The sequence below is a fragment of the Dehalococcoidia bacterium genome (genome assembly GCA_035310145.1).
Taxonomy (GTDB): domain Bacteria; phylum Chloroflexota; class Dehalococcoidia; order CAUJGQ01; family CAUJGQ01; genus CALFMN01.
Genome location: DATGEL010000044.1, coordinates 38,504 through 65,190 on the forward strand (window position 1 = coordinate 38,504; position 26,687 = coordinate 65,190).

A 26,687-nucleotide genomic window follows, 5' to 3' on the forward strand; every position below is an offset into this window, starting at 1 on the left:
CAACCTCGGCGCCGTGGCGGAGATCGAAGCGACACGGCTGTGCTGCGCAGCGCGGCGCTCCTGTCTCAGGATCGGTTCACGGCCTCGGGGGTTTGAGCGGCTGCCCACGCGTTGAGTGGGCAACACGGCGCAACGTCTCACGCGGCGCCCGCGTCCACTGCATAAGGAAGCGGCAGGGAGGCAAGACGATGGCCGACAAGGTTTGCAAGCTGGCGGGCGCCCGCCTCGTGGCGGGTGTGCTGACAGCAGCAGCGCTGGCACTGCTGGCGGCGTTCGCCCCCGCGAACCGCGGCGGCACGCCCGCCGCACACGCGCATCGCGCCCAGGCCACGCCGTCCGCCGCCGGGCAAGAGCACAGCTTCGCGGTCAGCGACACCGGCACGACGCTGACCGTCGGCGTGGGCGACCTGATCGCCCTGCGCTTCGGCGCCGTGCGCGGGCTGAGCCTCAGCGGTCCAGACCCCGCCGTGCTCTCGCCCCTGCCCGGCCCCAGCAGCGACACCGCGCTCTTCGCGGCGGCCGCTCCTGGCAGCACGACGATCGACGCCACCGGCGGCCCGCCCTGTCCGGGGCCGATCTGCCCGGCGATCGCCTTCGTCTTCAAGGTGACGATCGTGGTCATGGTGACGCCGCCACCCGCGCTGACGGTCACGTATCAGCCGGGCTGGAACCTCGTCTCCATGCCGCCGACCGGCCGGCTGCCGGTGGACGCCTTCGCCTGGGATGCCGATAAGGGGGCGTACACACGCGTCGCCGCCGGCGATCCGCTGCTGCCCGGCCACGGCTACTGGGCCACGTTCGATCGGCAGACCACGCTGGCCTTGCCCGACGCCACGCACGACGTGGTGCAGCTCGGCGGGCCGGCGGGCGCCTGGCTGCTGGCCGGCGATCCGGACGGCGTCGCGCCAGCGGCGATCAGCGGCGACGGCGGCGCCTTCGCCTGGGACGCCGCGGCTCAGCGCTACGTCAGCACGAGCAGCATCCAGCCGGGCACCGGCGCCTGGGTGCTGGCTGAGAGCGGTCTTGTGAGCGTCGGCGGACCCCGCCGTTAGCCGGGCGCCGGGCAGGCGTGCGTTACGGGCCAAGTCGGATCAGCAGTACGCCGCCGGCGTGGTCCTTCGCCTGCGATACGGAGCCGACCGCGTAGCGCAGCTTGCCGAGCGCCTGCCAGGGCACGTCGCCGCCGCCGTCGCCGCCGGCCGCCTGCTGCGCCAGCGCGACGATGCGTTTCACGTTCACGTACCAGGTGAGGGCGCGATCCTTCGGCAGTTGCGTCAGCGCGTCCCTGAAGTCTGCGTCGTCGGCCAGCGCGTGCGCCGGGGCCAATGCGCCTTGCAGGACGCCGTTGCCGAAACCCGCGAGCAACTCATCGCCCGCCACCGTGACCGCCGCGTTTTCGTCCGGGTTGTCGGGGTTGGCGATCTGGTACAGCCGCGCGCCGGCCACGCTGATCGTCGTGGCGGGCGTGCCCTGCTGCGCGGCGAAGTCGGCGATCTTGTCCAGCGCCTGCTGCACCGCCGCCGGATCGTCCGCAATCGCGCCGGCCAGCGCCCAGAGGCCGTTCGTCGAGGCGCCGCTCGCCCCCAGCGCAAAGCCGTACTCGCCGGTGAGGTGCGCCAGCAGGTCCTTCTCCGCGTCGAAGCCCAGCTGCTGCGAGAGCTGGTTGAGAGTGTCGTTGAACTGGGCGACGCTGCCGGCCGCATCGGGGCTGCTGCCGTACTGCTGCAGCGCCCGGCGGATGCCCTTAATGTAACTGTCGTACAGATCGTTACCGGCGAAGAAGAAGAGGGCGTCGGCCGGCGCCTGGTGCGCGAGATGACTGTCGGCGGGCGCGGCGCGCAGCGTCACCGCACTCTTCGCCGGGTCGATGTCGACGGTCTGGAACTCGAAGCGCACGCCGTCGCTCTCGGACGAGAAGGCGAAGGCCTCGGCGGCCTTGTCCAGGCCGGCCGACTGCAGCAGATCCTGAGTGGACTGGCTGCCGGCCTGCGCGGGCGCCAGCGAGGCGGCGAGATCGCCCAGCCGCGCGAGATTCAGGTAGACGAAGGCGAGCGGATCGGCGGAGACGGCGGCGCGCGCGTCCCGGTATCCCTTCGTGCTGGCAAGCGCCTTGCCCTTGCCGCCGTTCAGGTCGAGCACGGTTTGCGCCAGGTCGGTGCTGCTGGCGAGCATCAGGTAGCGGCCCTGGTGCGTCACGGCCAGCGGGCTGCCAGCGCCCGCGGCGGGATAGGTGCGAATCGTCAGACCACGGTAGCTGCTGTCGCTCCCCGGCGCACCGCTCTCCTGGGCCAGTTCATCCAGCTTGCTCGTGGCGTGCTGCCAGGCTTTATCGCCATCCGTGACCGAAAGCACGGCCAGGCCGCCAGGCTGGGAGCCGTCGAGACTGGTGATGGCCAGCGTCGCCTCGCCGCCGAGATACGGCGCCACGTCCTTGTCCCAGTCGAGGCCGGCCTGCGTGAGGCCGTCGTTGCGGCCGCTGCGCGCCTGCTTGTCGAGGCCGAGTCGTTGCATCAGCGCCGCGAGCTGCAGCCACTGGCGTGAGCTGGCGTCGGTGTTCACCGTGGCGTACAGCGCCACGTCATCCGGCACCAGCCGGGCGGTGTCGCCCGTGCCCGACTGGCCGCTCATCGCACGAATCACCACGACCGAGCCGCCGGCGACGAGCGCTGCGGCAATGATTAATCCGATCAGGGGCAACTTCAGCCGCATACTTCCTGCTTTCGCCGCCGGCGCCGTCTACGTCGCACGGCCGGCCCAGGCGGCACGATCCGCGCGGCCACGCCGCTGCGGCCAAGCGGCCGTTCTCCCTGTTCCCAGATTCCTGTTCTATGGATCATCGTCCGCCCACGGTCCGTCCGATAGAGGCTGCGGCGGAAAACCGTTGCGCCCGTGCGCGGTGCACTCCGACGGCTGCGCTGCGGCGAAATGAACGGCGCCGTCCAAGTCTGATGCGGCGGGGCCAGCCAGGCGTCCGCCGCGTCGGCAGCTTCACAGATCGCGGGTCGGCTTCTTCACCGAGCCCGCGCCGTTCTGCGCGAATACTTGGGTCAGTGCATCAATGGCCACCCTAACCATATCCGTGGCGGAAGGAGACGGCGCCGGCAAAATGGAGATCAAGAGCCTCGTGCGGATTGCGATGATGGCCACGCGCTTGCTGCGCGTCGCCCGGTTCCGCGGGCGGCGGGACATGGTTCCCGCCATCCAGTCACTTGCGGTGCGGTGACATGCGATCGGGGATGCGATGACGCGGGCTGCTCTGGTCTGGGCCGATGCTGAGCGCATGCGCATGGCGCCGCTGGCCGAGGATGCGGCGGCGATCATCGGCCGCGCCGAAGACGCGACGGTTCGCCTATCCGCGCGCACGGTCTCACGCTACCAGGCAGCCGTGACCTGCACCGCCGGCATCTTCGCCGTGCGGCAGCTGGGCGCCAGCAACCCCACCCTGGTGGACGGCACGGCGCTCTCGCCGCAGCAGGCGCCCATTGCCCTGCGCGACGGCGCCGCGATCGACGTGCCCGAGGTGCGGCTTACCTTTCACGACCTGGCGTCGGCCGACCGCGTTGAGTACCAGCTGCGCTGCGGCTTCTGCGCCCGTGTGGTGCAGCCGCGGGACCTGGCCTGCTGGTATTGCGGAACGTCGATCGACAGCGCGCCGAGCATTTACGCGGTGCAGCGCCGGGTTCGTTGCCGGCTGGTGGCGCGGGACGGCGCGGTCTTCGATCTGTGCCCGGGCGAGAGCCTGGCCTTCCGCGGCGCCGGCACGCCGGATCTCTGGCGCCAGGGCAGCCGGCCGCAGGTGCCGTCCGTGCTGGCGCGGGAGGACGGCGCCTGGCTGGTGCTGCCGCCGGACGCGGGAACGCCGCAGGGCAGCTGCCGCCCGCTGCGCTGCGGCACGGAGCTGCACACCGGCGCCGGCGCCTTCCTCGTGATCGTGCGCTGAACTGGCGAGGGCTGGGAGATGCCGTGTGCAGGGCGCCAGCGGCACGCCGTGTGGCGGATTCTCAACCCGCTCGTCTGCCGGGTCCCCACTGCAACTCCGGTTCAGCCGATGCACCGGAAATCCACCTCGCCGCGCGCCGTTACCGTGCGGCGCCGGCCGCCTTCTGCTCGTTTTGTTCCCTGAAGAACTCGACGAAGCGGAAGGCGGCACCGTGGGTGAGCTGGCCGTAGCTGCCGAACTGCGCCGTGTCCAGCGCCGGGTCGTCCAGCGGCTCCAGCTCCGCCGGCTCCGCGTGGAAGACGCGGCGGATGCCGTAGAGCGTGCTGCGCTCGGCCGGCAGCCGGCCCAGGTCGCGGGCGATGCGGCGCAGCTCGGCCGGCCGCACGAGCTGGCCGTTACCGGCGCCCGCCGCCGTGCTGATGCTCTCGTTGATCAGCGTGCCGCCCACGTCGTTGCCGCCCGCCGTCAGGCCGATCTGCGCCAGCCGCGTGCCTTCTTTCACCCACGAGACCTGGATGTTGGGGATGAAGCCGTTCAGCATCAGGCGCGAAACGGCGTACATCTTGATCACGTCCTGCCCGGTGGGGCCGGGGCGCAGGCCGCCGACGAGCTGCTTCTGGTACATCGGCGCCTCGCTGTGCACGAACGAAAGCGGCACGAACTCGGTGAAGCCGCCCGTCTCCCGCTGAATCTCGCGCAGCGTGGCGATGTGCGCGGCGCGGTGCCGGTTCGTCTCCAGGTGGCCGTACATGATCGTCGACGTCGTGGGGATGCCGACGTGGTGCGCCTCGCTGATCACCTCGATCCACTGCGCTTTCGTGATCCGCCCGGGCGCGATGCGGTCGCGCACCTTCTGGTCGAGGATCTCAGCCGAGGTGCCCGGCAGCGAGCCGACGCCGGCTTCTTTGAGCCAGCCCAGATACTCGCGGATCGAGACGCGCGAGCGGATCGAGCCATAGAGCACTTCTTCCGGCGAGAAGCCGTGGATGTGCAGGTCCGGCAGCGCCTTTTTCAGTTCGAGCGTGAGATCGACGTAGAGGCGGCCATCCATCTTCGGCGGCAGCCCCGCCTGCACGCAGACCTCGGTCGCGCCCAGGTCCCACGCCTGCTGCGCCCGCCTCACGATCTCCGAGGCGGGCAGGAAGTAGCCTTCTTCGGTGCGGTGGTCGCGGCTGAAGGCGCAGAAGCCGCAGTGCTTGATGCAGACGTTGGTGAAGTTGATGTTGCGGTTGAGCACGTAGGTCACGGTCTCGCCCACGGCAGCGGCGCGCAGCTCGTCGGCGGCGATCACCAGCGCCTGGTAGTCGATGCCCGTGACGCCGAACAGCCGCTCGCCCTCATCGACCGAGACCTCTTCGCCGCCGAGGGCGCGTTCCAGCGTGTGCGCCACATCGGGCGAGAGCAGCGGCAACAGGCGCGCGGCAGCGCCGTGTTCCGCGCGGGCGGGCGAGAGGCGCAGCGGCCAGTCAAGCTGCCGGCCGGGAACGGGAACGCTGGTGAGATCGGTCATGATTGCGCCTCCTGCGCCGCGCCGGCGGCGGGGAACTCTCGGAGAATCAGCGGTGCGGGGCCCTCGCGGCGCACGGGCCGGCCGCGGCGCGCGGCTGGCGCCCCCAGCGTGCTGCCCTGCAGCTCCGGCCGCACGTAGCCGCTCTCGTCGGTCAGCGCGGCCACGCGGCTCGCGAACGGCTCGCGGATGGTCGCGGGGTTCCGGCCGAAGCGCGGATAGATCGCCAGCCGCTCGCGCAGGCTGAAGCCCGCCTCTTCGGAGACCTCGCGCAGCTCCTCGATCTTCGGCCAGGGCGCCTCGGGGTTGATATGGTCCGCCGTCACCGGCGAGATGCCGCCCCAGTCGTTGATACCGGCCAGCAGGTAGAAACCGTAGGCGTCGGGCGAGAGGTTCGGCGGCGCCTGCACGCTCATCTCCGGCCCAAGCACGAGGCGGGCGATCGCGATCGTGCGCGCCATCTCGATCGCCGTCGGCTCGCCCTCGTTGCGCATCGGCGTATCGTCCTTGGCGCGGAAGTTCTGCACGATCACTTCCTGCACGTTGCCGCTGCGCGCCTGCATGTCGCGAACGGCGAAGATCGAGTCGATCCGTTCCTCCAGCGTCTCGCCGATGCCGATCAGGATGCCCGTGGTGAAGGGAATGCCGAGCCGGCCGGCGTCCTCGATCGTCTTGATGCGCAGCGCCGGCTCCTTGCCCGGCGAGCCGGCGTGCGCCAGGCCGGGGCCGAGCAGCCGTTCCGAGATGTTTTCCAGCATCAGGCCCATGCTCACGTTCCAGGGACGCAGCAGCTCCAGCTCGCACGGGTCCAGCACGCCGCAGTTGGCGTGCGGCATGAGGCCCGTCTCTTCGAACACGAGCCGGCACATGGCGGCGAGGTATTCAGTAGTCGTGGCATAGCCCAGGGCGCGCAGTTCATTGCGCGAGCGCTCGTAGATCTCTTCCGGCCGCTCGCCCAGGCTGAACAGCGCCTCCTTGCAGCCGGCCGCGGCGCCAGCGCGGGCGATCAGCAGCACGTCGTCCGGCGTCAGCGTGCGCGCGGCGGGGCTGTTCGGCGCCTGGGCGAAGGTGCAGTAGCGGCAGCGGTCGCGGCAGAGGTTGGTGAGCGGGATGAAGACCTTGCGCGAGTAAGTGACGGTGCGACCCCAGCCGCGCTCGCGCAACTCGGAAGCGGCGGCAAAGAGCGCGGCGAGATCCGTGGCCTGCGCCCGCGCCAGGGCGTATGCTTCCTCTCGGGACGGCGTCTCGCCCGCGACGGCGCGGCGCAGGATCGGGCGCAGGTTTCCGGCCACGGCGGGCCGCGTGTGCAGGCTGGTCATGGACTCGCCGCCGCTCCCACGGATGCCGGACGGGCATCCGAGATTGTTTACTATCCTATAGTGAGTCTTATAATGCTACTAACCCAGCCGCGTCAAGTAAGGGCGGCTGGCAGTCTTTGGGCAGGATGATGACCAGCGTTCTGGACGGTGGCGCTGAAACAGCAGGAGCGGCCGAGCCGCGCCGCACGACGCGCCGCCGCCTACCCGCGCTCGACCAGCGCGCCCGCTGCGCCATCGCCGGCACGCTGCAGATCGTCGGCGACCAGTGGACGCTGGTGATCATCCGCGACCTGCTGCGCGGGCAGACGAAGTTCGCCGAGCTGGCCGCCGCGCCGGAGGGGATCGCCCGCAGCGTGCTCTCCGAGCGGCTGAAGCTGCTCGAAGCCGAGGGCATCGTCGAGCGCAGTTTTTATAGTGACCATCCGCCGCGCGCCGAGTATCGGCTGACGCCGAAAGGGCGTGATCTCGGCCCGGCGCTGGGGGCGCTGGCGCGCTGGGGCGTGCGCTATCTGGAGCACGACACGGCGATCGTCTCCGCGGTTTGCGGCCACGAGCTGCGCGTGGCCTTCGAGTGCGCCGAGTGCGCACGCCGCGTGCCCGCCAGCGAGGCGCGCTTGGCCCGCCTGGGCGAGGCGGATGCCGGCGCCCCGGCAACACAGCTCGCTTCCGCTGCCCAGGCTGCTGCCCGCGCCGTGGGTGGCTGAGCAAACGGCTTGGCCGCGTGCGGCGCCGCAGCCGGCGTCGTGCGCGCTTCCTTCGGGGTCGACTACCGGCGGTCGCGGACGATCTCGGCCCTGCCGCGGGGGCTTCGCGACTTGAGCCCGCGGCCTGCTTGCGCCTCGCATGGTGAAGCCGGCGCCGAGCATCGCTGCCCGCTCCGCGCGAGACACTTGGACGCTGCACGCTCCTGGCAGCGTCAGAATCCAGCAATTCGGCGATTGAGCGGCGCGGCGTCCGGCAATCCACCGCAGGTGGCCGCTGAGCGCAGCGCAACCGCCGTGCACTCGGCTGCATTCTGCAAGATCGGTGCGATACACTTCCGCCGGTCTTCGAGGGAATTGTTATATGCGGACTGCTCTCTCGTGATAGACGTGGCAGCCGATCCGGCTCAGAACCAGCCAAAAGGTGGTGCATGGAAGCGCAGCACATCGTTGGCCCCGCCCTGCGACGCCCGACCCGGCTCCTGGCGCTCAGCCTTCTGGCGCTGGCGGTGTTGGCCTTTGCCGGCCGCACGCGTTCCGTCGGCGCGGCCACCGGCGTCTACTTCGGCGTCTCGATCAGCAACGTGCCCGACGCGCTGGCGGCGCTCGACCGCTACGAAGCGGACGCGGGCAAGCACGCCGCGATCGTCAACTTCTGGCGCGACTTCGGCTCGGCCAACAACAGCATCCCCGCCTTCTATCTGCAGAACCTCGACGCCCACGGCAGCGTGCCGATGGTCACCTGGGTGCCGGTCAACTGGAACGGCGGCGACCAGTCCTCCTACAGCCTCGCGGCCATCGCCGGCGGCAGCCAGGACGGCTACCTGCGCACGTGGGCGCAGCAGCTCGCCGCCTACGGCAAGCCGATCTTGCTGCGCTTCGCCCATGAGATGAACGGGACGTGGTATCCGCAGTGGAGCGGCAACTCCGGCGCCTACATCGCCGCCTGGCGGCACATCCATGACCTGTTCGTGCAAAACGGCGCCACAAACGTGCAGTGGGTCTGGGCGCCCAACATCTGGTACCAGGTCTCGCTCGCCACGGATGGCCGACCCTACTACCCTGGCGACGGCTACGTGGACTGGGTGGCGCTGGACGGCTACAACAACACGGCGAACAGCTGGCAGAGCTTCACCACGCTGTTCGGCTACGCCTATAACCAGCTCACGGCCATGACGAGCAAGCCGATCATGATCGCGGAGACCTCCAGCGGCGAGGCCACGCCCGAGCAGGCCGCGCAGAACTACAGCAAGGCGCGGTGGATCGCCAGCGCCCTCTGCTGCGAGGTGCCGTTCACCTTCCCCCGCATCAGGGCCATTATCTGGATGAACGACAACCTGACGGCCGCGGAGGGTTGCTGCGACTGGAGCGTCGAGTCCTCGGCCGACACGCTCACCGCCGCCAAAAATTACATCGGCGGTGAGTGGTACTACCTGGGCTACTATCCCTGAGCCGCCCGGGCGCCGACGGCTACGGCTCTTCGAAGGCGGTGCGCGCCGGATCGTCGCTACCGCCATGCTTCGGCGCCTGCCAGCGCACGCTGAGCGAGCCGTCGCGGTGGCGCGTCATGGGGAGGGTGTCCATGGCGTGCCGCGCCGCCTTCAGAGCAGGGCGGCCCCGGCGGCCGCTGTGTTCGGGAGAGGTACGGTCGCCGCCGGCCCGCCGACGCCGGCGTGAACGCCCGCCGCCTGCACCACGGCCGACGGCGGCAGCGCCATGCTCAGCAGCCAGATGCCGGCCGCCAGCACAAAATAGGAACACTCACGCAGCCACGGTTTCACCCAGTGCCTCCGGAACTCACAGGACGCCGACGGCCTCGACCGTCGTTGCAAAGTCCTGTCACAATGGAGATCGTGCGATGGCCGCCGCTGTTCCTCTGGATTCGGATACGATCGGGTAACAGCCGCCGAGGCGCCCGGCGATTCCCCGGCTCAGCCGAGGACGCGGCGCCCACGCAACGCGCCGATCTGCTCCCAGCTCAGCCCAGCCTCCAGCAAGACCGCTTCCGTGTGCTGCCCCAGCTCCGGCGCCGAACCGCGCGGGCGAATCTCCGCGCCGGCGATCTGGAAGGGCGCCCGCACCACGGGCAGCGGCCCAGCCGGCGTGTGCACCGTGTGCAGCGTGGCCTGCGCCGCCGTCTGCTCGCGCGCCACCGCTTCGCGCACGGTCGAGACCGGCGCATAGATGATCGCTTCGGCGTCAAGCCGCCGGGACCAATCGGCGCGGGTGCGCCGCGCGATCTCCTCGCTGATCGCGGCGGTCAGCGTACGCGAATCCGTCGCGCGGCCGACCGTGCTGGACCACACTTCGCAGTCCAGCCAGTCTTCACGGCCCAGGGCGCGGCAGAAGCGCTGCCAGTAGGCATCGGGCTGGATCATCGTCAGCAGCAGCCAGGCGCCATCGGCGCAGCGATACGTGTTCCAGAGCGGGTTGAGCGGCTGCTCGCGCTCGTGCAGCGGCGGCTCGTTACCCGTGGAGGCGGCGGTGACCAGGTCGGCGCCGTTCACCCAGTGGCTGACGCTGAACAGCGACAGCTCACAGACCTGGCCCTCGCCGGTCTGGTCGCGCAGGCGCAGGGCAGCGAGCGTGGCCGTGAGGTTGGTGAGGCCGGTAGTGTGGTCGCCTAGGGCCGGACGCGAGAGCGGCGGATTCTGCCCCGGCGGCACCAGCCGGCTCATGATGCCGCTGCTGGCCCAGAAGGCGGAGTAATCGAAGCCGGGGCGGTCGGCGTCGGGGCCGTCCGGCCCGTAGCCGGTGACGCCCACGTAGATCAGGCGGGGGTTGCGGGCGAGCAGGCCAGCCGGCTCGAAGCCGAGCCTGGCGCGGCGTCGCGGCAGCAGGTTGGTGAGAAAGACGTCGGCACGGTCGATCAGCAGGCGGGCCATCTCCGCGCCGGCCGCATTCGTAATGTCCAGCACGATCGAGCGCTTGCCGCGGTTGTCGTGGTTGAACTGCGGCGAGAGCGGCGCCCCGGCGACGTCGAGGTCTTCCGGCTTGCCGGCGAAGGCGGGGCGACCGCGCCAGCCGTCGCCCGCGGGCGGCTCGATCTTGACCACGTCGGCGCCCATGTCGGCCATCAATGCCGAGCCAGCCGGCGCCGCCACGTAGTTCGCCAGCTCGATCACCCGCACGCCGTCCAGCGGCCCGATACCCATCCTTTGCCCTCGCAGCGTTTGTTCAGCGTCTAGCAGATGCTGCGGGCGCAGGTGAGCCGCTGTCAAAGATCGACCGCTCGTGTTGTACGGCAATATGCCGTACGATCTTTAATGGAGGGAGATAACCATGCCAACGCTACGCGCCGCATCGCGTTCGCAACGTGGGCGGCTTGACATGCGGCTCGATGAGGAGCAGAAGGCGTTGCTGGAACGCGCTGCCGAATTGAGCGGCCAGACGTTGACCGCCTTCGTGCTGGACAGCGCCCGCCGCGCCGCCGAACAGACCGTTCGCCACCATAGCCTTATTGCACTTTCCGCACGCGATGCCGAGGCGTTCGTCGAGGCGCTGCTGAACCCGCCGCCGCCGGCGCCGCGGCTCGCGCGCTCCCTGCGCCGCCAGCGCCGCCTGCCCACCCAGTAGGCGGCCGGCGCGCGATGTCTCTGGTAATCGAGCCGTTGCACGGGCGCCATAGACGCGAGCGCTTCAATAGCGGTGAGGAGGAACTGGATCGCTACCTGCGCGAGCAGGCGGGCCAAGATGTGCGCCGCCGTGCCGCCAGTTGCCATGTGCTGCGCGCGGTCGAGAACCTCGACGTGATCGGCTACTACACGCTGAGCATGAACCGCATCGACCCGAGTGTATTTCCGGAAGTGGCGCGGCGCCGTCTGCCACGCTATCCGGACCTACCGGCGGCGTTGCTGGGCAGGCTGGCCATTGATACAGGCGTCCGCGGGCAACGTCTTGGGGATCTCTTGCTCACCGACGCGATCGAGCGCGTGCTCAACAATCCCGTGGCAGCGCTGGCGCTTATTGTGGACGCCCTGCATGAACGCGCCGCCGGATTCTACGAGCACTTCGGCTTCGCACGCTTCCCAGACGATGCGCACCGCCTATTTCTGCCGTTGAGCAACATCAAACTCTGAAAGCTGTGTGCGGGAACCTGCAGCCCGTGCCTCTCAGCCCGGCGAGCGCTGGGAAGATTCGGCCAGCGTGGCGTCGAGTCCTTCGTGCGTGCGGGCCGTTTCCGGCTGGGGCGAGTCCTGCTGCGCGCCGGCTTCGCCGCCTGGCTCGGCTTCAAAACCCTCCGCCTGCTCCTCGCGCGCCTGCTGCGCGTCCATGTGCAGCTTCATGCCGTAGCCGATACCCGCCGCCGTGCCCAGGAGCGCCAGCAACGTCAGCGCCTTCGGTACGCGGATGCCGAGCAGACCGTCGAGCGAGAGCTTGCCAGGGCCGGTGAGAGCCAGCGCCGCGGCCGCGGCCATGTTGCTGACGGGCAGCTCGGCGCCGCCTTCGGTCACCCAGATTGGCTTGCCCCGGTGCACGGTGCCCGTCGCCATCGCCATCGGCGCGATCGTCGTGATCGGGCCGATCGGGCTGAGCAGGCCGAGCGCGGTAAGCAGCCCGCCGCCGAATTCGCTGCCGCCGGCCAGCAGCGCCCAGCGCTGGCCGGGCTTCATGCCCAGCGACTCCAGCCAGCCGCCCGTGCCTTCCAGGCCCGGTCCGTTGAACTTGCCGAACAACTTCTGGGAGCCGTGCCCCATCAGCAGCCCGCCCGTCGTCAGCCGCAGCGCCAGCAGTCCAAGGTCCTTCATCGTCTCTTCCTCCGTCAGGCACGACGGTAGGCGGCGCTGCCGTACGTGGCAATGCCCGTTTCGAGTGATCTGATCGGCGCACACCGCCTCTGTGCCGTCAGCCGGGCGCTCAACAGATCAGGGCCGCTCTTCGTCGGAGCGGATCGCCTCGGCATGGATCTCGACGCTGATGTCGCGTCCCAACAGGAAGCCGCCGGACTCCCGCTCCAGCTCCGCCGTCAACCCGAACTCCTTGCGGCTGAAGGCGGCGCTCGCCTGGAAGGCGAGTCGCGCGCGCTCTGACGGATCGAGGATCGCGCCGATGAAGCCGCCCTCCAGTGCGACCGGCCGCGTAACATCGCGCAGCGTGGGCTCGCCCGCCGCCGTCCAGCCGCCGCCGCGATAGGTCATGCGCGGAAATGCCGCCACGTCGAGAAAGCGACTGCTGCGCAGATCCTCGTCCCGCGTCTCGTTCTGCGTGCTGACGCTCGCCGTCTCGATTTGCACCCCGACCGTCGAGGCCCGCGGATCGTCCGCGATCGTGATCGTCCCGTTCAGCGTGTGGAAGCGTCCGCGCATCCGGCCCACCACCAGGTGTGGCACAGAGAAGAACGCGAAGGTGTGCGGCCGATCGAGCGTATGCCTTCCGGCGGCGGGAGTGGCGATGCCGTCGAACAGGCGGGTGATCGGCGCGGGTGCTGCCGCCATGCCGGCCGGCCTCCTGCGCGTCTGTCACGAGAAGCGGACTCGCTACATCACGCCGATCTGCTTGAGGAAGCCGACCTGGTCGTAGAACAGGTTCTCCTCCACGATCTCCCCGTCCTTCCAGCGGGCGACGGTGCAGAACTCCAGCTCGAAGCTCTTGCCCGTCGGTTGATGGACTTTGCCGTCTGGGCCGGTCAGCGGCCCGATCATGCGCCCCTTCCACTTCGCGATCGTGCAGGTCCAGTCGCCCGAGGCGAACATCACTTTGTACGGGTTGTTTTCCAGGCTGTTCTCGATCGACTTGAAGAACGCCTCCGATTCCTGTTGGTGCGCTTCGCGGCCGCGCGTCGGGTCTGGCTGTCCAGGCCAGTAGACGGCAGTGTTCGCGGCATGGCGCTTTTTGAACAGCTCCCAGTCCTGCGCGTTCCACGAGTCATCCAGTGTCTTCATCAGCTGCAGGTTGTCCTCACCGGCCACGACGTTCCTCCTGCGTGCGCTTCAACGAGTCCCGCCGAATTCGTGTACCGCCGCTGGCGAGACGACCAGCGAACGGGCCTATGCCCACCGCGCGAGCGGCAAAGTTCTACACTTCTGCCCGTGCCGCACCACGCCGGCTTCCGGCCACGTTGTCCGGCGCCGCTATGGTTCCTCCAGCGGGCGCTGATCGTTCTGCACCCGGCCGGCATCGACCGGCGTGCGATCGGCGATCCAGCGCTGCGCCGCGTCGCGCTCGTCGTCGGGGCGGTTCATCGCGAAGGCGGCGAGCAGCCGCGTTCCCGCCAGCCACCAGGCGCTGAAGCTGCTCGTGGTCACATCGCCGCGATACACGACCCGCTCGGCGTCCGCCGTGTCGCCCCACAGCTCGTAGGAGAGGTCGAAATCGTCGGAGAAGAAGTAGGGAACGTGCACAAAGGGCACGCGCTCGCCCAGCAAGAGGCGCGCTGCATGCTTACCCTGCTCGACGGCGTTGTCCCAGTGCTCGACGCGCCGCGTCTTCTCGAAGAGCACATCGCGGTAGTGGGCCACGTCGCCGGCGGCGTAGACGCCGGGCACGTTCGTCTCAAGATATTCGTTGACGACGATGCCGTTGTCGAGGACGAGGCCGCTCTGTTCGAACAGCCCGGTGACTGGGCGCACGCCGATCCCCGCCACCACCAGGTCCGCGGGCAGGCGGCGGCCGCTCGCGGTGATCGCGACTGCCTGGCGCTCGCCCTGGCCAGGCTCAAAGGCCGTGACGCGTTCGCCGGCGGCCAGTGTGACGCCGCGCTCCCGGTAATACCGCTGGAAGAAGGCCGACATCTCGGGCGTGAAGAAGCGCGCCCAGACGCGCTGCTCGGGAAAGGCGAGGGTGGTCGCCACGCCCTGCTGCGCGAGCACCGCGGCCACTTCCATGCCGATGAAGCCGCCGCCGATCACCAGCGCCTGGCGGACAGCCGGAATACGTGCCTTGATGCTCCGAGAATCGTCGAGCGAGCGCAGATAGTGGATGTTCGCCTGCTCTGCACCCGGCACGTTGAACGTGCGAGGCTGGGCGCCGGTGGCGATCAGCAGCGACTCGAAGCCGATCGCCTCGCCGCCGCTCGTGTGCAGCCGCTTCGCGCCGAGGTCGATGCCGATCACCGTGGCCCCGATCCGCAGCTCGATGCCGTGCTCGCGATAGAAGGCGGCGTCGCTGATGAAGACGCTCGCCTCCGTGTCCTTGCCGGCAAGAAAGCCCTTGGAGAGCGGCGGGCGCTCGTAGGGCAGCGCCGAATCGGCAGAGACGATCGCCAGGTCGCCCGCCGCAAGGCCGCGCTCGGCCATCGCCTGCGCCGCGTAGCCGGCGACCATGCCGCCGCCGAGAATCAGGTACCGGAAGCTGGGCACATCTCCCTCCAGCGCGGCCTGCGCTCATGCCCGATACGAGCGTGCGCCCGCCGCGGATGCACAACAGCACGGGCTGCCGCGGGATGGGATAGCCCGAAGGAGGGAGAAACGACGGAATCTTGCTGTTTGGCGCGGACCGATGCAGCGGCCGCACGGTGGCTATGTTGCGTCTCCGATCCGCTTTTTCGGCGGGCGGCCGCGGCCGGGCGGGCCGGCAAAGGCCTGGGCCACGCGCAGGAACTCGGCAGCCGCTTCGCCCTCCGTCTTGAGGTCCGCGTCGCGCCAGTGCAGCCGCTGGGTGACGACGCGGCAAAAATCGCCGGCGGGGCCGGAGACGCGGTCGCGCGCGTCCGCCCGTCCCCACGTCCAGGCGGCGCCGGACGGGGCGGTCAGCTCCAGGTAGAGCGGCGTGGACGGCGGCTCAAGGCCGCGGGTGCGGTAGGCGAACTCCCGCGTCACGTAGCCGAGGTGCGCGACGTGCTTCAGCCGGTCGGTGTCCACCGGCGCCACGCCTGCGGCGTCGTGGATGTCGAGTCCGTGCGACCAGGCCTCCATCAGCCGCGCCGTGGCGAAGCTGCGGGCGCTCATCGCCGGTCCAGCCCAGGGCAGCCGCTCCTTGGGGTCGAGCGGCAGCAGCGCCGCGGCCAGCTTCTCGCGAGCATCGCGCCAGTAGGCGAGCAACTGCGCCGTGCTCCAGCCGCGCATCTCCGCCTGGCCCGCGCTCAGTGCGTCGTCGCGGCGGGCGCCGGCGCGCACCGCGAACTCGCGCGTCTCGATCACCCGCGCGGCGCTCTCGTCGAACTCGGCCAGGTGCGCCACGCAGTCGCGCAGCAGCCAGCCCTCGGCCGGACTCGGCGTCTCCCAGCGCTCGGTGGAGAGGCCGGCGACGATCGCATCCAGCACCGCCTGCTCGGCGACGAGGTCATTGACGAGGTCACGCATGGCCGTCTCGCTCCGCGGGCCGTTTCCGCTATGATACCGCCGGTGCGCCGGGCCGTAGCCGGGCCGGCCGCTCAGCGAGGCGAACGATGCTCCGAGCGAAGCCCGACTGGCTCGCGCCGCTCTTTCCCTGGGAACAGCAGGCGCTCGCTGTCAACGGCCGCACGATGGCGTATATCGACGAGGGCGACCGGGACGGCCGGCCGGTCCTGCTGCTCTCCGGCAACCCCACCTGGGGCTTTCTCTACCGCGACTTCATCGGCCCGCTCACGGCGGCGGGCTACCGGGCGATCGCGCCGGATTGGATCGGCGCCGGCTACTCCGACCATCCGCGCATCGACGCGCAACTCACGCTGGCGCACCACATCGCCGACCTCGTCTCGCTGATCGACCAACTCGCGCTGCGCGGCTTCGTGATCGTCGGGCAGGACTGGGGCGGGCCGCAAGGCGTGGGCGCGGCGCTGCAACGGGTCGAGCGGCTGGGCGGGCTGGTGCTGATGTCCACCTGGCTGTTCAACGGCTATGTCGGCCGCTTTCACCAGTCGCCGCGGCCGTGGACCACCTGGCACGCGCCGCTGATCGGGCAGCTTTTCATGAAGCGTGAAAAGCTGCTCTCGCAGCACGGCCCCTCCGCGATCTCGAAGCGCGGCATGAGCGGGCTTGAGGCCCGCGCCTATCATCACGTCTTCGACGAGCCGGAGTCGGACGCCGTGGTGCTCACCTGGCCGCGCACGATTCCGTTGCGCGAGGGCGACCGCGGCTACGCCGACATGGCCGCGATCGAGCGCCGCCTGCCGGAGCTGCGCGACGTGCCAACGCTGCTGCTTTGGGGCCGGCAGGACAGCGTCTTCGGCGAGCGCTACGCCAACCGGCTCAAAGAGCTGCTGCCCAACGCCGAGGGGCCGCAGGCGATCGAGAACGCCGACCACTTCATGCAGGACGACGCCGGGCCGGAGATCGCCGGCCGCATCGTCGAGTTCCTGGATCGGCGGCTGGGAGCGAGGCCGTGAACTTCAGCCAGCCGGCCGCGGAAGAGCTTTCCTTCCTGCGCCCCGACCCCCTGCTCTGGGAGCAGGAGCTGGACGTGCGGCCCGATGTAGCCGAGGCAATCGAGCGGGCGGCGGGCATTCGCGCCGGCCGCGTCTACTGGCGCTCGGCGCATGACCACCTGTACGCGTTGGAGCTGGCCGACCTGGGCCGCGGCCGCCCCTCGATGGCCACGGTGCTGGGCCACTGGGACCGCTTCGAGCCGCGCCCGCCCGAGCACGAGATCACGGCCGATCTGCTCGACTTTTCGCTTTGGATTGCCGCAATCAGCGGCAGCATCCGGCCGGAGGACGTGGCGCAGGTGGCCAGCTTCGCCCGCGTGCAGACGAGCTGGCCGGAGGGCTCAGTTCTGCGCACGCCGGAGGAGCGCTTCGCCGCCCTGCCCGACTTTCCCTATGAGCCGCGCTACGTTGAGATCGAGGGGCTGCGCATGGCCTACGTCGAGACGGGCGCCGGCGATCCGATCCTCTGCCTGCACGGCGAGCCGACCTGGAGTTTCCTCTACCGGCGCATGCTTCCCACGCTCGCCAGTGCCGGCCGCGTGATCGCGCCCGACCTGGTCGGCTTCGGCCGCTCCGACAAGCCGGTGGCCGACTACGCCTACTCGTACAAAGCGCACGTGCGCTGGCTGCGGCAGTTCGTGGAGGCGCTGGACCTGCAACGCATCACGCTCGTCTGCCAGGACTGGGGCGGGCTGCTCGGCCTGCGGCTTTTGGCGCAGCAGCCGCAGCGGTTCGCGCGGCTGGTGGCGATGAATACGGGCATCCCCGACGGCGGCGATTCCGGCGAGCCGTTCCTGCGCTGGCGCCGCTTCGCCCAGCAGCAGCGCGAGCTGGACGTGCCGGCGATGCTGCGCCGCGCCGTGCGCTCCCGCCAGCTTTCCGACGCCGAGGCCGCAGCCTACGGCGCACCGTTTCCGAGCGCCGCCTACCAGACCGGCGCCCTCGTCTTTCCTCGCCTGGTGCCCACACGGCCGGACCACCCCGGCGCCTACGACAACCGCGTGGCGATCGAAAGCCTGAAGACGCTCGAACTGCCCGTGCTGCTGCCCTGGGCCGACGGCGACCCGATCACCGGCCACTGGGAGCCACACCTGCGCGCCATCTTCAAGCACGTCGCGCCACCGCTGGTAATCCAGGGCGCCGGCCACTTCCTGCAAGAAGATAAGGGCGAGGAGATCGCCACACAGATCGTGCAGTGGATGGCGAAGACCTGAAGCGGCGCGGTTCGCCGGCGCTTGCTCAGGGCAGCTCGGTCCAGCGCGGCGGGCGCTTCTCGGCGAAGGCGGTCATTCCTTCAAGCGCCTCGGGGCTGGCGAACATGCGCGGGTTTAGCTCCGCCGCCAGCTCAAAGCCCGCATCCAGCGAGAGCGCGGGCACGTCGCGCACCAGTTGCTTGCAGAGCGCGAGCGCCTGCGGCCCGCCCTGCAGCAGCATGCCGGTGTAGCGCTCGACCGCCGCATCCAGCAGATCGGCGCTGGTCACGGCGTTGAGCATGCCCAGGCGCACCGCTTCAGCCGCGGGAATGTTTTCCCCGGTGAGCACGTACTCCATGCCCCTGGTCAGGCCGATCTTGCGCAGCGCCAGCACGGAGATGACCGCCGGAACAAGCCCCAGCCGCACCTCGCTGAAGCCGAAGGTCGCCGCCTCGCTGGCCACCGTGATGTCGCAGGCGCAGACCAGGCCGATGCCGCCCGCCCGCGCGTGGCCGTTGATCCGCCCCACCACTGGCTTGGGCGAGAACCAGATCGACTTGAAGATGCCGATCAGCCGCTGGGCGCTGGCCACCATCGCCGCGCTGTCGCCGGCGGCGTTCGCCTCGCGCTGCTCCTTCAGGTCGGCGCCGGCGCAGAAGGTGTTGCCCGTGCCGGTGAGCACGATCACGCGCACGCGCGCATCGGCCAGCGCGGCGTCGAGCTGTTCGCGCAGGCCCTCCACCAGCACCCGCGAGAGCGCGTTGCGGTTCGCTGGCGAGTCCAGCGTAATCGTGCCGACGCCGCCGGCGACGTCGAGTCGTACAGGGGTTTCACTCACCGTGAGCCTCCGTAATCGGATCGTGGCGTCTGCCGACAGCGTACCCGGGGCAAGGATGAACCGTATTCAGCCGCTCCCAATCCATGAGCATGGTAGACGCTCCCATTTTTGACCCGCGGAGCCGGACGGGTTGATAAAGCCCGGCCAAGCGCCCGCCGGGTAACCCGACGCCCTTCGGGATCTCCCGACGCCCGATCGCCCCTTTCCCCTAGTATTGGGGGAAAGGGGACGGGGGATAGGGGGCCAGCGGCGGCAGCACGGCCTCGCCGAGTGTGCGCAGCAAGGCGGCGCGGTCGCGCACGAAGCCGGTGAAGAGCACGTTTGGCACGCCGGCCTCGGCTACGGCCCGCAACTTTGCCACGCACGCCTCCGCTGGGCCGACCACGGCGAAGCGCTCCGCCAGGTAGCGCAGCAACACCGGATCTTGCATCAGCTCGGCGTTGGCGCCGGCCGCCTGTTCGTGCTGCGCCGGCTGGTAGCCGCGCTGCACGCGCAGGATCGCCTCCGCCAGCTCGGCCGGCACCTGCTTGCCTTCGAGCGTGAAGCGGAAGACGTGGTGGGCGCAGGAGGCCAGCTCCATGCGGATCGCGTCGATGCCCGCCTCTACGTCGTCGGTGATGTTCACGCGCGCGAAGGCCCAGAGGTCGAGGTCCGCCAGCCGGCGCCCCGCCCGCGCCGCGCCGGCGGCCAGGTGCGCCAGCGCCTCGCGCAGCAATGCCGGCTGCAGGCCCACGCCGATGATCACACCGTCGGCGACTTCACCCGCCAGCTCCAGCGTGCGCGGTCCTTCCGCGGCGAGGTACAGCGGCACCGCCCGTTGCGGCCAGCCGAGGTGCACACCTTTGCCCCGGTACTCCGTATCCTGCCGGCGCAGCAACGCGCGTACCGTCTGCAGGTATTCGCGCAGGCGGGTTAGCGACACCGGCCGCTCCCCCAGGTTCAGCACGGCGCTGTCGCCGGTGCCGATGCCGCAGAAGGCGCGTCCGCCGCTGATCTCGTCAAGGGTGGCGACGGCCGAAGCGGTCACCGCAGGATGGCGCGTGATCGGGTTGGTGACCGCCGGACCGATGCGGATGCGGCTCGTGGCCGCGGCGCAGAGCGCGGCCGTGCCGTACAGCTCGCGGAAGACCGACTGGCTGTCGGCCACGCCCAGCCAGTGGAAGCCGGCTGCTTCGGCCCGCTTCGCGTCCTCAACGGCCTCGCCCGCCGTATGCGGCAACGCGATCACGCCGAACTGCATGCCGGAGCCTCCGTGTACGATCACGAGAAGTGGTGGCGACGAGGACCGGGCGGAATTTGCACGGCCGGCGGCTCGCGCGCCGTTTCATCCGTTTCAGCCGGTTCAGCCGTTTCACACCGCGCGCGGGGACGAAGAGAGCCGCGGGCCGCTCATCGTCGCCCGTGCCGGATCCCAGGCGAGCGCCAGCCAGGCGAGCGTGCGGCGCGCGCGGCGACGCAGGCGGCGGCCGCGCAGCGTGCTCATCGGTGTGAGGCCGCTATGGCGGTTGTGGCCGTCGTAGCCCTCGCGCTGCCAATCGCGGTGCTGGCCACGCAGGCTGTGCGTGCGCTCGTCGGCGGTCAGGGGTTCCATTGCCGTCATCGCCGGCGCTCCTTCCGCTGAGGCTGTGGGCCTGCCTTCACCAGAAGTTCCCGTGGCGGAAGCGAAGTGCGACAACCGGGGCGCGACCATTTCGCTGCAAGCCTGCACGACCGCGGCACAAGCGTCAATCTCTCTAACGCCGCCGCGTCCGTGGCGTTACCATGGCGGCGGGACGATCGCTGCGAGGAGCTGGGACAGTGACGGCAGACGGGCGCATCTTCCAGCTCAACGTCTCGCGCGGGGGCGTGCCGAAACATCCCGTGACCGAGGCGCACGTCGATGCCGGCGGCATGGAGGGCGACCGCCAGGCCGACCGCCGCATCCACGGCGGGCTGCAGCGCGCCCTTTGCCTGTTCGCCGTCGAGCAGCTCGCGACGCTGCGGGCGGAGGGCCATCCAATCGCGCCCGGCTGCACCGGCGAGAACATCACCACGGAAGGCCTCGACTGGCGACGCGTGGTGCCCGGTGTGCGCCTGCGGCTGGGCGCCGAGGCGCTGATCGAAATCACGAGCTACACCACACCCTGCTGGAAGAACGCGCGCTGGTTCCGCGACGGCAATCCCAATCGCATGAGCCAGGACGACCACCCCGGCGAAAGCCGCGTCTACGCCCGCGTGCTGCAGCCCGGCCTGCTGCGCACCGGCGAACCGATCGAGCTGATTGAGGAGACAGCGGCGCGGCGCGTGCGCCGCCAGCAGCCCCGAACCTTCCGCTGGCCGCGCGACTTCGCCTGAGCACGGCCCGCGGTCACGGTTCGGCCGGTGCAGCAGTTCCGTGTCAGCGATATACTCCCTCCACGGCGCGGCGGGCACGGCGGGCAATCGAGCCGTGCTGCCGGCGGCGGTCGATGGGGGAACGATGAGCAGCGCGGACGCTCCAGGCTCGACTATCGAACCGCACGATGTGGCTCTCGCCGAAGACGCGGCCGCGGCGCTGCGCCGCGCAAGCGAGGCGGAGTTCCGCTATCTCTTCATCAATCACCCGCACCCGATGTGGATCTACGACCTCAAAACGCTCGCCTTTCTCGAGGTGAACGACGCGGCAGTCGAGCACTATGGCTACAGCCGCGAGGAGTTCCTGCACCTGCGCATCAGCGACATCCGCCCGCGGGAGGACGTGACCGCGCTGCGCCGGCACATGGCGTCGCAGCGGCCAGGGCTACAGAAGTCGGGCCACTGGCGCCACCGGCGCAAAGACGGGCGGCTGATCGACGTCGAGATCACCTCGCACAGCATTCGCTTCGGCGGCCGCGCCGCGATCGTCGTCTCGGCGCAGGACATCACCGACCGCCTGCGGACCGAGGAAGAGATCCGCCGGCTCAACGTCGAACTGGAACGGCGCGTCGCGGAGCGCACGGCGCAGCTCGAGGCGGTCAACCGCGAACTGGAGGCGTTCACCTACTCCGTCTCGCACGACCTGCGGGCGCCGCTGCGCAGCGTCAACGGCTTCGCGCAGGTGTTACTCGAAGACCACGCCGATGCTCTATCGGATGAAGCGCGGCGCCACCTGCAGCGCGTGCAGGACGGCGCCCGCCGCATGGGCCAGCTGATCGACGATCTGCTCGCCTTTTCACGCCTGGGGCGGCAGCCGCTCGGCCTGCGCGGCGTCTCGCCGGCCGCGATCGCCCGGCAGGCGCTGGAGACGCTGGAGGCGGAGCACCGGGGTCGCCACGTAGCGGTCACGATCGACGAGTTGCCCGACTGCCGGGCCGATCCGGCGCTGCTGCTCCAGGTGTACGTCAACCTGCTTGCCAACGCGCTCAAGTTCACACGCCCGCGCGACCCTGCCGTGATTCGCGTGGGCGCGCGGGCGGAGCCGACGGCCGGCGGAACGGAGCGAACCGTGTACTTCGTGCGCGACAACGGCGTGGGCTTCGATCCGCGCTACGCCGACAAGCTGTTCGGCGTCTTCCAGCGGCTGCACGCGGCCCGCGAGTACGAGGGCACGGGCGTCGGCCTGGCAACGGTGCAGCGCATCGTGCAGCGGCACGGCGGCACGGTCTGGGCCGAGGCGCAGCCGGAGCAAGGGGCGGCCTTCTTCTTCACCCTGGGAGCGGCGGATGCTTGAGCATGAGGTTGAGATCCTGCTGGTGGAAGACAATCCCGACGACGAGGAGCTGACCCTGCGCGTGCTGCGCAAGCACCACCTCGCCAACCACATCCAGGTCGTGCGCGACGGCGCGGAGGCGCTCGACTTCATCTTCGGCCGCGGCGCCTTCGCCATGCGCGATGTGCAGAAGGCGCCGCGGGTTGTGCTGCTCGACCTCAAGCTGCCCAAAGTCGACGGCGTCGACGTGCTGCGCCAGATGCGGGCGGACGAGCGCACGCGCACCTATCCGGTGGTGGTGATGACCTCTTCGAAAGAAGAGCGGGACATCATCGAGACCTACGAGCTCGGCATCAACAGCTACATCGTCAAGCCGGTGGACTTCGAGCAGTTCGCCGAGGCCGTGCGCCAGGTCGGCTACTACTGGCTGCTGCTCAACCAGCCGCCGATCCAGTGAGACGGCCTGCCCGCCGGCGCAGCCCGCAGCGATGCGCCATGGCGCGATCGTGTCAGCCGAGCCGGCCGCGGGTGCTGTGCGAGAGGCGAGTACTACCTCGACGAAGACGTGGAGATCGACGCGGCAGCGGTGATGCGGTCGCTCGGGTTCTACGTGCCTACCAGGCGCGACGCCGGCCGCCAACGAACTTCCGCCGAAACGCCGTTGGGCTTCGCCGCCTCGCTCGGCCGCGTGCTCGTCACACGCGACCGCGACTGCATGGACCCTACCCTCCGACCCGCACGATCAGGTTTCCGCGCGCGTCCACGTGGGCGCGGTCGCCGGGGCGCAGCACCGTGGTCGTGTCGAGCTGGTCGACGGCGAGTGGGCCGGCGAGCGCGTGGCCGGGGCGAAGCGCCTCGCGGGTGTAAAGCGGCGTGTCGAGCCAGCCGTGCGCGGCGCCGAAATAGATCTGCCGCGCGCCGGCGGGTGCGGGCGGTTCGCCGGGCGCTGGGGACGTGGCGGGCGCAGATTCCGCATGCGGCAACAGGCCCGTGGCAGCCACGCGCAGGTTCACCAGCTCCACCGTCTGGCCGCGCAGGGCGTAGGTGTAGAGACGCTCGTGCTCGCGGTGGAACGCCTCCTCGATCTCGGCCAGCGCCGCGGCTGTGAGGGCGCGGTCCGGCAGATCGACGCTCAGCTCGGCGTTCTGGTGCCGATAGCGCAGGTCCGCCGCCGGGCGCAGCAGGCGCCGCTGCAAGGGCACGCCCTCGCGCTCGAGATCGGCGTTCGCCTGCGCGAACAAGGCATTGAGCACGGTGTTGAGGCCGGCGACGTCGTACAGCGGGCCGGTTTGTGTGCAGGTGCGCACGTAGTCGTTGCGCAGGTCTGTGCGCAGCAGCCCCTCGGTCGAGAGCACGCCGGGGCGCGGCGGAATCACGATCGTCTCGATGCCCAGTGCGCTCGCCAGCGCCGGCGCATGCAGCGGCCCAGCGCCGCCGAAGGCGATCAGCGCATAGCCGCGCGGATCGAGGCCGCGGGCGATCGAGATCGTACGGATTGCGCCCAGCATGGCGTTGTCGGCGATGGCGAGGATGCCTTCCGCCGCCTCGATCGCGCTCAGACCGAGCGGCGCCGCGATCGTCGTCTCAATCGCCCGCCGCGCCGCCTCCGCGTCCAGCGCCAGCTCGCCGCCCAGCAGGTACGCGGGCAGGCGGCCGAGCAGCAGGTTCGCGTCGGTCACGGTCGGCTCCGTACCGCCACGGCCGTAGCAGGCGGGGCCCGGCTCGGCGCCGGCGCTGCGCGGCCCGACGGCCAGCCCCCCGGCGCTCGTCAGCCAGGCGATGCTGCCGCCGCCGGCGCCGATTGTCTGCACGTCCAGCATCGGCACTTCCATGGGAAAGCCGCCGACCCGGCCCTCTGTGGTGGTTTCCGGCCAGCCGCCGCGCGTCAGGCAGACATCGGCGCTGGTGCCGCCCACGTCGATCGAGATCACGTCGACGTAGCCCGCCGCCCGCGCCGCCGCAACGGCGCCGATCACGCCCGCCGCCGGACCGGAAACGGCCGTGTGAATCGCCTGCCGCGCCGCCGCGGCCGCGCTCACCACGCCGCCGTTTGACTTCATGATCAGCAGCGACGCCTCGCAGCCGCGCTCGCGCAACCGTCGTTCGAGATCGCCCAGGTAGCGGCCGACGTGCGGCGCGACGTAGGCGTTGAGCACGGTCGTCATCGTGCGCTCGAACTCGCGGAAGCGCGGCAGCACCTCGCAGGAGAGCGAGACCAGCGCACCGGGCTGCTCCTCGGCGAGCAGCTCACGCAGGCGCAGCTCGTGCGCCGGGTTCAGGAACGAGTAGAGCAGCGAGACGGCGTAGGACTCGACGCCGAGGTCGCGCAGGCTGCGGATCGCCTTGCGCGCCTCGTCGTCGTCCAGCGCACGCAGCACGCGGCCCTCGCAGTCGATGCGTTCGGACACTTCGCGGATCAGGTCGGCCTTCACCGGCCGCTCCGGCTTGCTCCAGCCGAAGTAGTTGGCGTCGCGCGGAATGTCGTGGCGGCCGATCTCCAGCACGGAGGCGAAGCCGGCGGTCGTGAGCAAGCCGAGCCGTGTCTCGCTGCGCTGCAGGATGGCGTTGGTGGCGACGGTGGTGCCGTGAAAGCAGCGCTCGATCGCGGAGAGCGGCACGCCGGCCAGCTTCGCGGCCTTCTCCAGTCCGGCCACGAAGCCGAGCGATTGATCCCGCGGCGTGGAGGGCGTCTTCACCGCCCAGGCACGCCCGCTCTCGGTCTGGACCAGCGTCACGTCGGTGAAGGTGCCGCCCACGTCCACGCCGGCGGTGTAGGCCATCGTCGCTCCTCCCGGCTCGCTCTGCCGGCCAGTGTACAGGGTTGGGCAGAGCGGACCTTTGAACGGTAGCCCCCCTTTCGGACATGCTGCAGGTGAAAACGAATCGAGCGATAAACGGGGGCAGGTCGTGGCGGGTGCGCTTGAAGGAGTTCACGTTCTCGACTGCAGCCAGATCATCGCCGGGCCGGTCTGCTCGTCGCTGCTGGCGGACATGGGCGCCGACGTGGTCAAGGTCGAACCGATCGAGGGCGAGCCCTGGCGCTTGCAGTCGGAGTTCATGCCCAAGGAAAGCCGGCCCTTCATCAACCAGAATCGCGGCAAGCGCGGCATCGCCCTGGACCTGAAGCGGCCGGAGGCGGCGCCGATTCGCGAGGCGCTGATCCGCTGGGCGGACGTGCTGGTGACGAACTACCGCCCCGGCGTGCCCGAGGCGCTCGGCGTGGATTATGACTCGGCCCGCGCCATCCGCCCGGACATTATCTACTGCGCCAACACGGCCTTCGGCACGCGCGGGCCGGACGCGCACCGCCGCGGTTACGACATCGTGGCGCAGGCGATGAGCGGCCTCGTCACCTCGAACGGTGTGATCGAGAACGGCATTCCCCGCATCGTGCAGTTCGCGCCCGCCGATGCGCTGACCGGCGCCTACATGGCCTGGGCGGTGAGCGCGGCCCTCTACCACCGCGAGAAGACAGGCGAGGGCCAGGCGATCGACACGAGCTTGCTGCTCTCGGCGCTGAACCTGCAGGCCGGCTTCAAGGAGATCGTGGCGATGGACGAGGAGCCACGCGAGTTGAAGCGGTCCAACCTTGCCGCCGCCCGCGCCCGCGGCGACTCGATTGCTGAGATCTACGCCGAGCGCCGCGCCGCGATGCCGGAGCTGCTGGGCAACATCTACTACCGCATCTACCAGACCAAGGACGGCAACATCGCCGTCGGCTGCCTGGGGCCGGGTCCGCGCGCCCGCTTCCGCCGCGCCCTCGGCGTGCACGACCGCCGCTACGACCCCGACTTCGACCCGGCAAAGGAGAGCGTTGCCGAGGTCGGCCAGGCGCTGGTGGCCGAGGTGGAGCAGAAGATGCGCGAACGCACCACGGCCGAGTGGCTGGCGCACTTCGACGCCAACGATGTGGCCGCCGGCCCGCTGCGCTTCGTAGACGAGCTGTGGGACGACCCGCAGGTGCAGGCGAACGGCTACATCGCCGAGTACGAGCACACGCTGCTCGGCCCGATGCGCGGCGGCGCCCCGGTGGTCAGTATGAGCGCCACGCCCACGCGTGTGCAGCGCGCCTCGCCCGCCCTGGGCGAGCACAACGACGAAGTGCTTGGCCAGCTCGGCTTCCCACCAGAGCAGATCGCGCAGTGGCGCGAGGGCGGCGTCATCCGCTGATCACTATGCGGGGCGGGCGTGTAGAGGAGGCGCAGCAGGGTGCGATGCGGTTTGCTCGTGCCCGGCCCTCCCCGGAGCGGCCCCGCC

The 26,687-nt window shown here is 70.2% G+C and carries 27 protein-coding genes; 12 read left to right on the plus strand and 15 right to left on the minus strand.

The genetic code is table 11. From position 1 onward, the window contains the following. Window positions 1-188 precede the first annotated feature (188 nt). Window positions 189-1,052 carry a hypothetical protein gene (locus VKV26_09120; protein HLZ70051.1) on the plus strand — a complete coding sequence of 288 codons (864 nt, stop codon included), beginning with the start codon at window positions 189-191 and terminating at the stop codon, window positions 1,050-1,052. 22 nt (window positions 1,053-1,074) lie between these two features. Here the strand turns inward: VKV26_09120 and VKV26_09125 are convergent, their stop codons facing one another. Both VKV26_09125 and VKV26_09130 read right to left on the minus strand, forming a co-directional pair. Then, window positions 1,075-2,709: a DUF3352 domain-containing protein gene (locus VKV26_09125; GenBank protein HLZ70052.1), complete on the minus strand. Its 1,635-nt coding sequence runs from the start codon at window positions 2,707-2,709 to the stop codon at window positions 1,075-1,077. Window positions 2,710-2,988: 279 nt separating this feature from the next. After that, the gene (locus VKV26_09130; GenBank protein HLZ70053.1) at window positions 2,989-3,147 is read right to left on the minus strand and encodes a hypothetical protein; all 159 of its coding nucleotides are present in this window, start codon (window positions 3,145-3,147) and stop codon (window positions 2,989-2,991) included. 94 nt (window positions 3,148-3,241) lie between these two features. Between VKV26_09130 and VKV26_09135 the strand changes: the two genes are divergently transcribed. Next, on the plus strand, window positions 3,242-3,940 hold the full coding sequence (locus VKV26_09135; GenBank protein HLZ70054.1) for an FHA domain-containing protein: 699 nt from the start codon (window positions 3,242-3,244) through the stop codon (window positions 3,938-3,940). Window positions 3,941-4,079: 139 nt separating this feature from the next. On the opposite strand, the gene cofH is transcribed toward VKV26_09135, so the two are convergent. Together cofH and cofG are read right to left on the minus strand one after the other, a co-directional pair. After that, a complete protein-coding gene (gene cofH, locus VKV26_09140; GenBank protein ID HLZ70055.1) occupies window positions 4,080-5,450 on the minus strand; it encodes a 5-amino-6-(D-ribitylamino)uracil--L-tyrosine 4-hydroxyphenyl transferase CofH in 1,371 nt (456 codons plus the stop codon). Beyond that, entirely contained in the window at window positions 5,447-6,766 is a 1,320-nt protein-coding gene (cofG, locus tag VKV26_09145) for a 7,8-didemethyl-8-hydroxy-5-deazariboflavin synthase CofG (protein HLZ70056.1), read from the minus strand. Before cofG ends, cofH begins: the two co-directional genes overlap by 4 nt. Window positions 6,767-6,894: 128 nt before the next feature. Here cofG and VKV26_09150 point away from each other — a divergent pair, with 128 nt between their 5' ends. Both VKV26_09150 and VKV26_09155 read left to right on the plus strand, forming a co-directional pair. Continuing rightward, on the plus strand, window positions 6,895-7,470 hold the full coding sequence (locus VKV26_09150; GenBank protein HLZ70057.1) for a helix-turn-helix domain-containing protein: 576 nt from the start codon (window positions 6,895-6,897) through the stop codon (window positions 7,468-7,470). A 428-nt stretch (window positions 7,471-7,898) separates the two neighbouring features. Further along, window positions 7,899-8,918, plus strand: a complete 1,020-nt coding sequence (locus VKV26_09155) for a glycosyl hydrolase (GenBank protein ID HLZ70058.1) — start codon at window positions 7,899-7,901, stop codon at window positions 8,916-8,918. 150 nt (window positions 8,919-9,068) lie between these two features. Here the strand turns inward: VKV26_09155 and VKV26_09160 are convergent, their stop codons facing one another. Together VKV26_09160 and VKV26_09165 are read right to left on the minus strand one after the other, a co-directional pair. Next, window positions 9,069-9,248 (minus strand): hypothetical protein, encoded by a 180-nt coding sequence (locus tag VKV26_09160; protein HLZ70059.1) that lies wholly within the window; start codon window positions 9,246-9,248, stop codon window positions 9,069-9,071. Window positions 9,249-9,398: 150 nt separating this feature from the next. Further along, window positions 9,399-10,622, minus strand: a complete 1,224-nt coding sequence (locus VKV26_09165) for a CoA transferase (protein HLZ70060.1) — start codon at window positions 10,620-10,622, stop codon at window positions 9,399-9,401. Window positions 10,623-10,749: 127 nt separating this feature from the next. Here VKV26_09165 and VKV26_09170 point away from each other — a divergent pair, with 127 nt between their 5' ends. Together VKV26_09170 and VKV26_09175 are read left to right on the plus strand one after the other, a co-directional pair. Further along, window positions 10,750-11,043, plus strand: coding sequence for a DUF1778 domain-containing protein (locus VKV26_09170; protein ID HLZ70061.1), 294 nt, complete (start codon window positions 10,750-10,752; stop codon window positions 11,041-11,043). Between the two features lie 14 nt (window positions 11,044-11,057). After that, window positions 11,058-11,546 (plus strand): GNAT family N-acetyltransferase, encoded by a 489-nt coding sequence (locus VKV26_09175; protein HLZ70062.1) that lies wholly within the window; start codon window positions 11,058-11,060, stop codon window positions 11,544-11,546. A gap of 33 nt (window positions 11,547-11,579) precedes the next feature. Here the strand turns inward: VKV26_09175 and VKV26_09180 are convergent, their stop codons facing one another. The 5 genes from VKV26_09180 to VKV26_09200 all read right to left on the minus strand — a co-directional run bounded on the left by VKV26_09180 (window position 11,580) and on the right by VKV26_09200 (window position 15,707). Further along, window positions 11,580-12,215: a DoxX family protein gene (locus tag VKV26_09180; GenBank protein HLZ70063.1), complete on the minus strand. Its 636-nt coding sequence runs from the start codon at window positions 12,213-12,215 to the stop codon at window positions 11,580-11,582. 117 nt (window positions 12,216-12,332) lie between these two features. After that, window positions 12,333-12,902 (minus strand): YceI family protein, encoded by a 570-nt coding sequence (locus tag VKV26_09185; protein HLZ70064.1) that lies wholly within the window; start codon window positions 12,900-12,902, stop codon window positions 12,333-12,335. A 42-nt stretch (window positions 12,903-12,944) separates the two neighbouring features. Continuing rightward, window positions 12,945-13,376 (minus strand): ester cyclase, encoded by a 432-nt coding sequence (locus VKV26_09190; protein HLZ70065.1) that lies wholly within the window; start codon window positions 13,374-13,376, stop codon window positions 12,945-12,947. Window positions 13,377-13,538: 162 nt separating this feature from the next. Further along, window positions 13,539-14,765: an FAD-dependent oxidoreductase gene (locus VKV26_09195; GenBank protein HLZ70066.1), complete on the minus strand. Its 1,227-nt coding sequence runs from the start codon at window positions 14,763-14,765 to the stop codon at window positions 13,539-13,541. Window positions 14,766-14,924: 159 nt separating this feature from the next. Further along, entirely contained in the window at window positions 14,925-15,707 is a 783-nt protein-coding gene (locus VKV26_09200; protein ID HLZ70067.1) for a TIGR03084 family metal-binding protein, read from the minus strand. A gap of 86 nt (window positions 15,708-15,793) precedes the next feature. Between VKV26_09200 and VKV26_09205 the strand changes: the two genes are divergently transcribed. Further along, window positions 15,794-16,714, plus strand: a complete 921-nt coding sequence (locus VKV26_09205) for an alpha/beta fold hydrolase (protein HLZ70068.1) — start codon at window positions 15,794-15,796, stop codon at window positions 16,712-16,714. A gap of 356 nt (window positions 16,715-17,070) precedes the next feature. Continuing rightward, the gene (locus tag VKV26_09210) at window positions 17,071-17,967 is read left to right on the plus strand and encodes a haloalkane dehalogenase (GenBank protein ID HLZ70069.1); all 897 of its coding nucleotides are present in this window, start codon (window positions 17,071-17,073) and stop codon (window positions 17,965-17,967) included. A gap of 25 nt (window positions 17,968-17,992) precedes the next feature. Here VKV26_09210 and VKV26_09215 read toward each other — a convergent pair whose 3' ends face one another. The 3 genes from VKV26_09215 to VKV26_09225 all read right to left on the minus strand — a co-directional run bounded on the left by VKV26_09215 (window position 17,993) and on the right by VKV26_09225 (window position 20,384). Then, window positions 17,993-18,784, minus strand: coding sequence for an enoyl-CoA hydratase-related protein (locus tag VKV26_09215; protein HLZ70070.1), 792 nt, complete (start codon window positions 18,782-18,784; stop codon window positions 17,993-17,995). A gap of 208 nt (window positions 18,785-18,992) precedes the next feature. Next, window positions 18,993-20,024, minus strand: a complete 1,032-nt coding sequence (locus VKV26_09220) for an LLM class flavin-dependent oxidoreductase (protein ID HLZ70071.1) — start codon at window positions 20,022-20,024, stop codon at window positions 18,993-18,995. Window positions 20,025-20,135: 111 nt separating this feature from the next. Then, window positions 20,136-20,384: a hypothetical protein gene (locus VKV26_09225; GenBank protein ID HLZ70072.1), complete on the minus strand. Its 249-nt coding sequence runs from the start codon at window positions 20,382-20,384 to the stop codon at window positions 20,136-20,138. 197 nt (window positions 20,385-20,581) lie between these two features. Between VKV26_09225 and VKV26_09230 the strand changes: the two genes are divergently transcribed. From VKV26_09230 to VKV26_09240, 3 genes are all read left to right on the plus strand, one after another. Further along, window positions 20,582-21,118, plus strand: coding sequence for an MOSC domain-containing protein (locus tag VKV26_09230; GenBank protein ID HLZ70073.1), 537 nt, complete (start codon window positions 20,582-20,584; stop codon window positions 21,116-21,118). Window positions 21,119-21,242: 124 nt separating this feature from the next. After that, on the plus strand, window positions 21,243-22,451 hold the full coding sequence (locus tag VKV26_09235) for an ATP-binding protein (GenBank protein HLZ70074.1): 1,209 nt from the start codon (window positions 21,243-21,245) through the stop codon (window positions 22,449-22,451). Next, window positions 22,444-22,887 (plus strand): response regulator, encoded by a 444-nt coding sequence (locus tag VKV26_09240; GenBank protein ID HLZ70075.1) that lies wholly within the window; start codon window positions 22,444-22,446, stop codon window positions 22,885-22,887. The genes VKV26_09235 and VKV26_09240 overlap by 8 nt, the downstream gene beginning before the upstream one ends. Before the next feature lie 265 nt (window positions 22,888-23,152). Here VKV26_09240 and VKV26_09245 read toward each other — a convergent pair whose 3' ends face one another. Beyond that, window positions 23,153-25,210, minus strand: a complete 2,058-nt coding sequence (locus tag VKV26_09245) for a hydantoinase/oxoprolinase family protein (protein HLZ70076.1) — start codon at window positions 25,208-25,210, stop codon at window positions 23,153-23,155. A gap of 127 nt (window positions 25,211-25,337) precedes the next feature. On the opposite strand from VKV26_09245, the gene VKV26_09250 reads away from it, so the two are divergent. Further along, window positions 25,338-26,600: a CoA transferase gene (locus VKV26_09250; GenBank protein HLZ70077.1), complete on the plus strand. Its 1,263-nt coding sequence runs from the start codon at window positions 25,338-25,340 to the stop codon at window positions 26,598-26,600. Window positions 26,601-26,687: the final 87 nt, after the last annotated feature.

Excerpts from the sequence above, each read along its gene's own strand:
- cofH (HLZ70055.1), bottom strand. The coding sequence starts at position 5,450 with ATGACCGATCTCACCAGCGTTCCCGTTCCCGGCCGGCAGCTTGACTGG.
- VKV26_09225 (HLZ70072.1), bottom strand. The coding sequence starts at position 20,384 with ATGACGGCAATGGAACCCCTGACCGCCGACGAGCGCACGCACAGCCTG.
- VKV26_09240 (HLZ70075.1), top strand. The coding sequence starts at position 22,444 with ATGCTTGAGCATGAGGTTGAGATCCTGCTGGTGGAAGACAATCCCGAC.
- VKV26_09125 (HLZ70052.1), bottom strand. The coding sequence starts at position 2,709 with ATGCGGCTGAAGTTGCCCCTGATCGGATTAATCATTGCCGCAGCGCTC.
- VKV26_09235 (HLZ70074.1), top strand. The coding sequence starts at position 21,243 with ATGAGCAGCGCGGACGCTCCAGGCTCGACTATCGAACCGCACGATGTG.
- VKV26_09245 (HLZ70076.1), bottom strand. The coding sequence starts at position 25,210 with ATGGCCTACACCGCCGGCGTGGACGTGGGCGGCACCTTCACCGACGTG.
- VKV26_09185 (HLZ70064.1), bottom strand. The coding sequence starts at position 12,902 with ATGGCGGCAGCACCCGCGCCGATCACCCGCCTGTTCGACGGCATCGCC.
- VKV26_09205 (HLZ70068.1), top strand. The coding sequence starts at position 15,794 with ATGCTCCGAGCGAAGCCCGACTGGCTCGCGCCGCTCTTTCCCTGGGAA.
- cofG (HLZ70056.1), bottom strand. The coding sequence starts at position 6,766 with ATGACCAGCCTGCACACGCGGCCCGCCGTGGCCGGAAACCTGCGCCCG.
- VKV26_09135 (HLZ70054.1), top strand. The coding sequence starts at position 3,242 with ATGACGCGGGCTGCTCTGGTCTGGGCCGATGCTGAGCGCATGCGCATG.
- VKV26_09165 (HLZ70060.1), bottom strand. The coding sequence starts at position 10,622 with ATGGGTATCGGGCCGCTGGACGGCGTGCGGGTGATCGAGCTGGCGAAC.
- VKV26_09200 (HLZ70067.1), bottom strand. The coding sequence starts at position 15,707 with ATGCGTGACCTCGTCAATGACCTCGTCGCCGAGCAGGCGGTGCTGGAT.
- VKV26_09170 (HLZ70061.1), top strand. The coding sequence starts at position 10,750 with ATGCCAACGCTACGCGCCGCATCGCGTTCGCAACGTGGGCGGCTTGAC.
- VKV26_09175 (HLZ70062.1), top strand. The coding sequence starts at position 11,058 with ATGTCTCTGGTAATCGAGCCGTTGCACGGGCGCCATAGACGCGAGCGC.
- VKV26_09180 (HLZ70063.1), bottom strand. The coding sequence starts at position 12,215 with ATGAAGGACCTTGGACTGCTGGCGCTGCGGCTGACGACGGGCGGGCTG.
- VKV26_09220 (HLZ70071.1), bottom strand. The coding sequence starts at position 20,024 with ATGCAGTTCGGCGTGATCGCGTTGCCGCATACGGCGGGCGAGGCCGTT.
- VKV26_09120 (HLZ70051.1), top strand. The coding sequence starts at position 189 with ATGGCCGACAAGGTTTGCAAGCTGGCGGGCGCCCGCCTCGTGGCGGGT.
- VKV26_09150 (HLZ70057.1), top strand. The coding sequence starts at position 6,895 with ATGACCAGCGTTCTGGACGGTGGCGCTGAAACAGCAGGAGCGGCCGAG.
- VKV26_09155 (HLZ70058.1), top strand. The coding sequence starts at position 7,899 with ATGGAAGCGCAGCACATCGTTGGCCCCGCCCTGCGACGCCCGACCCGG.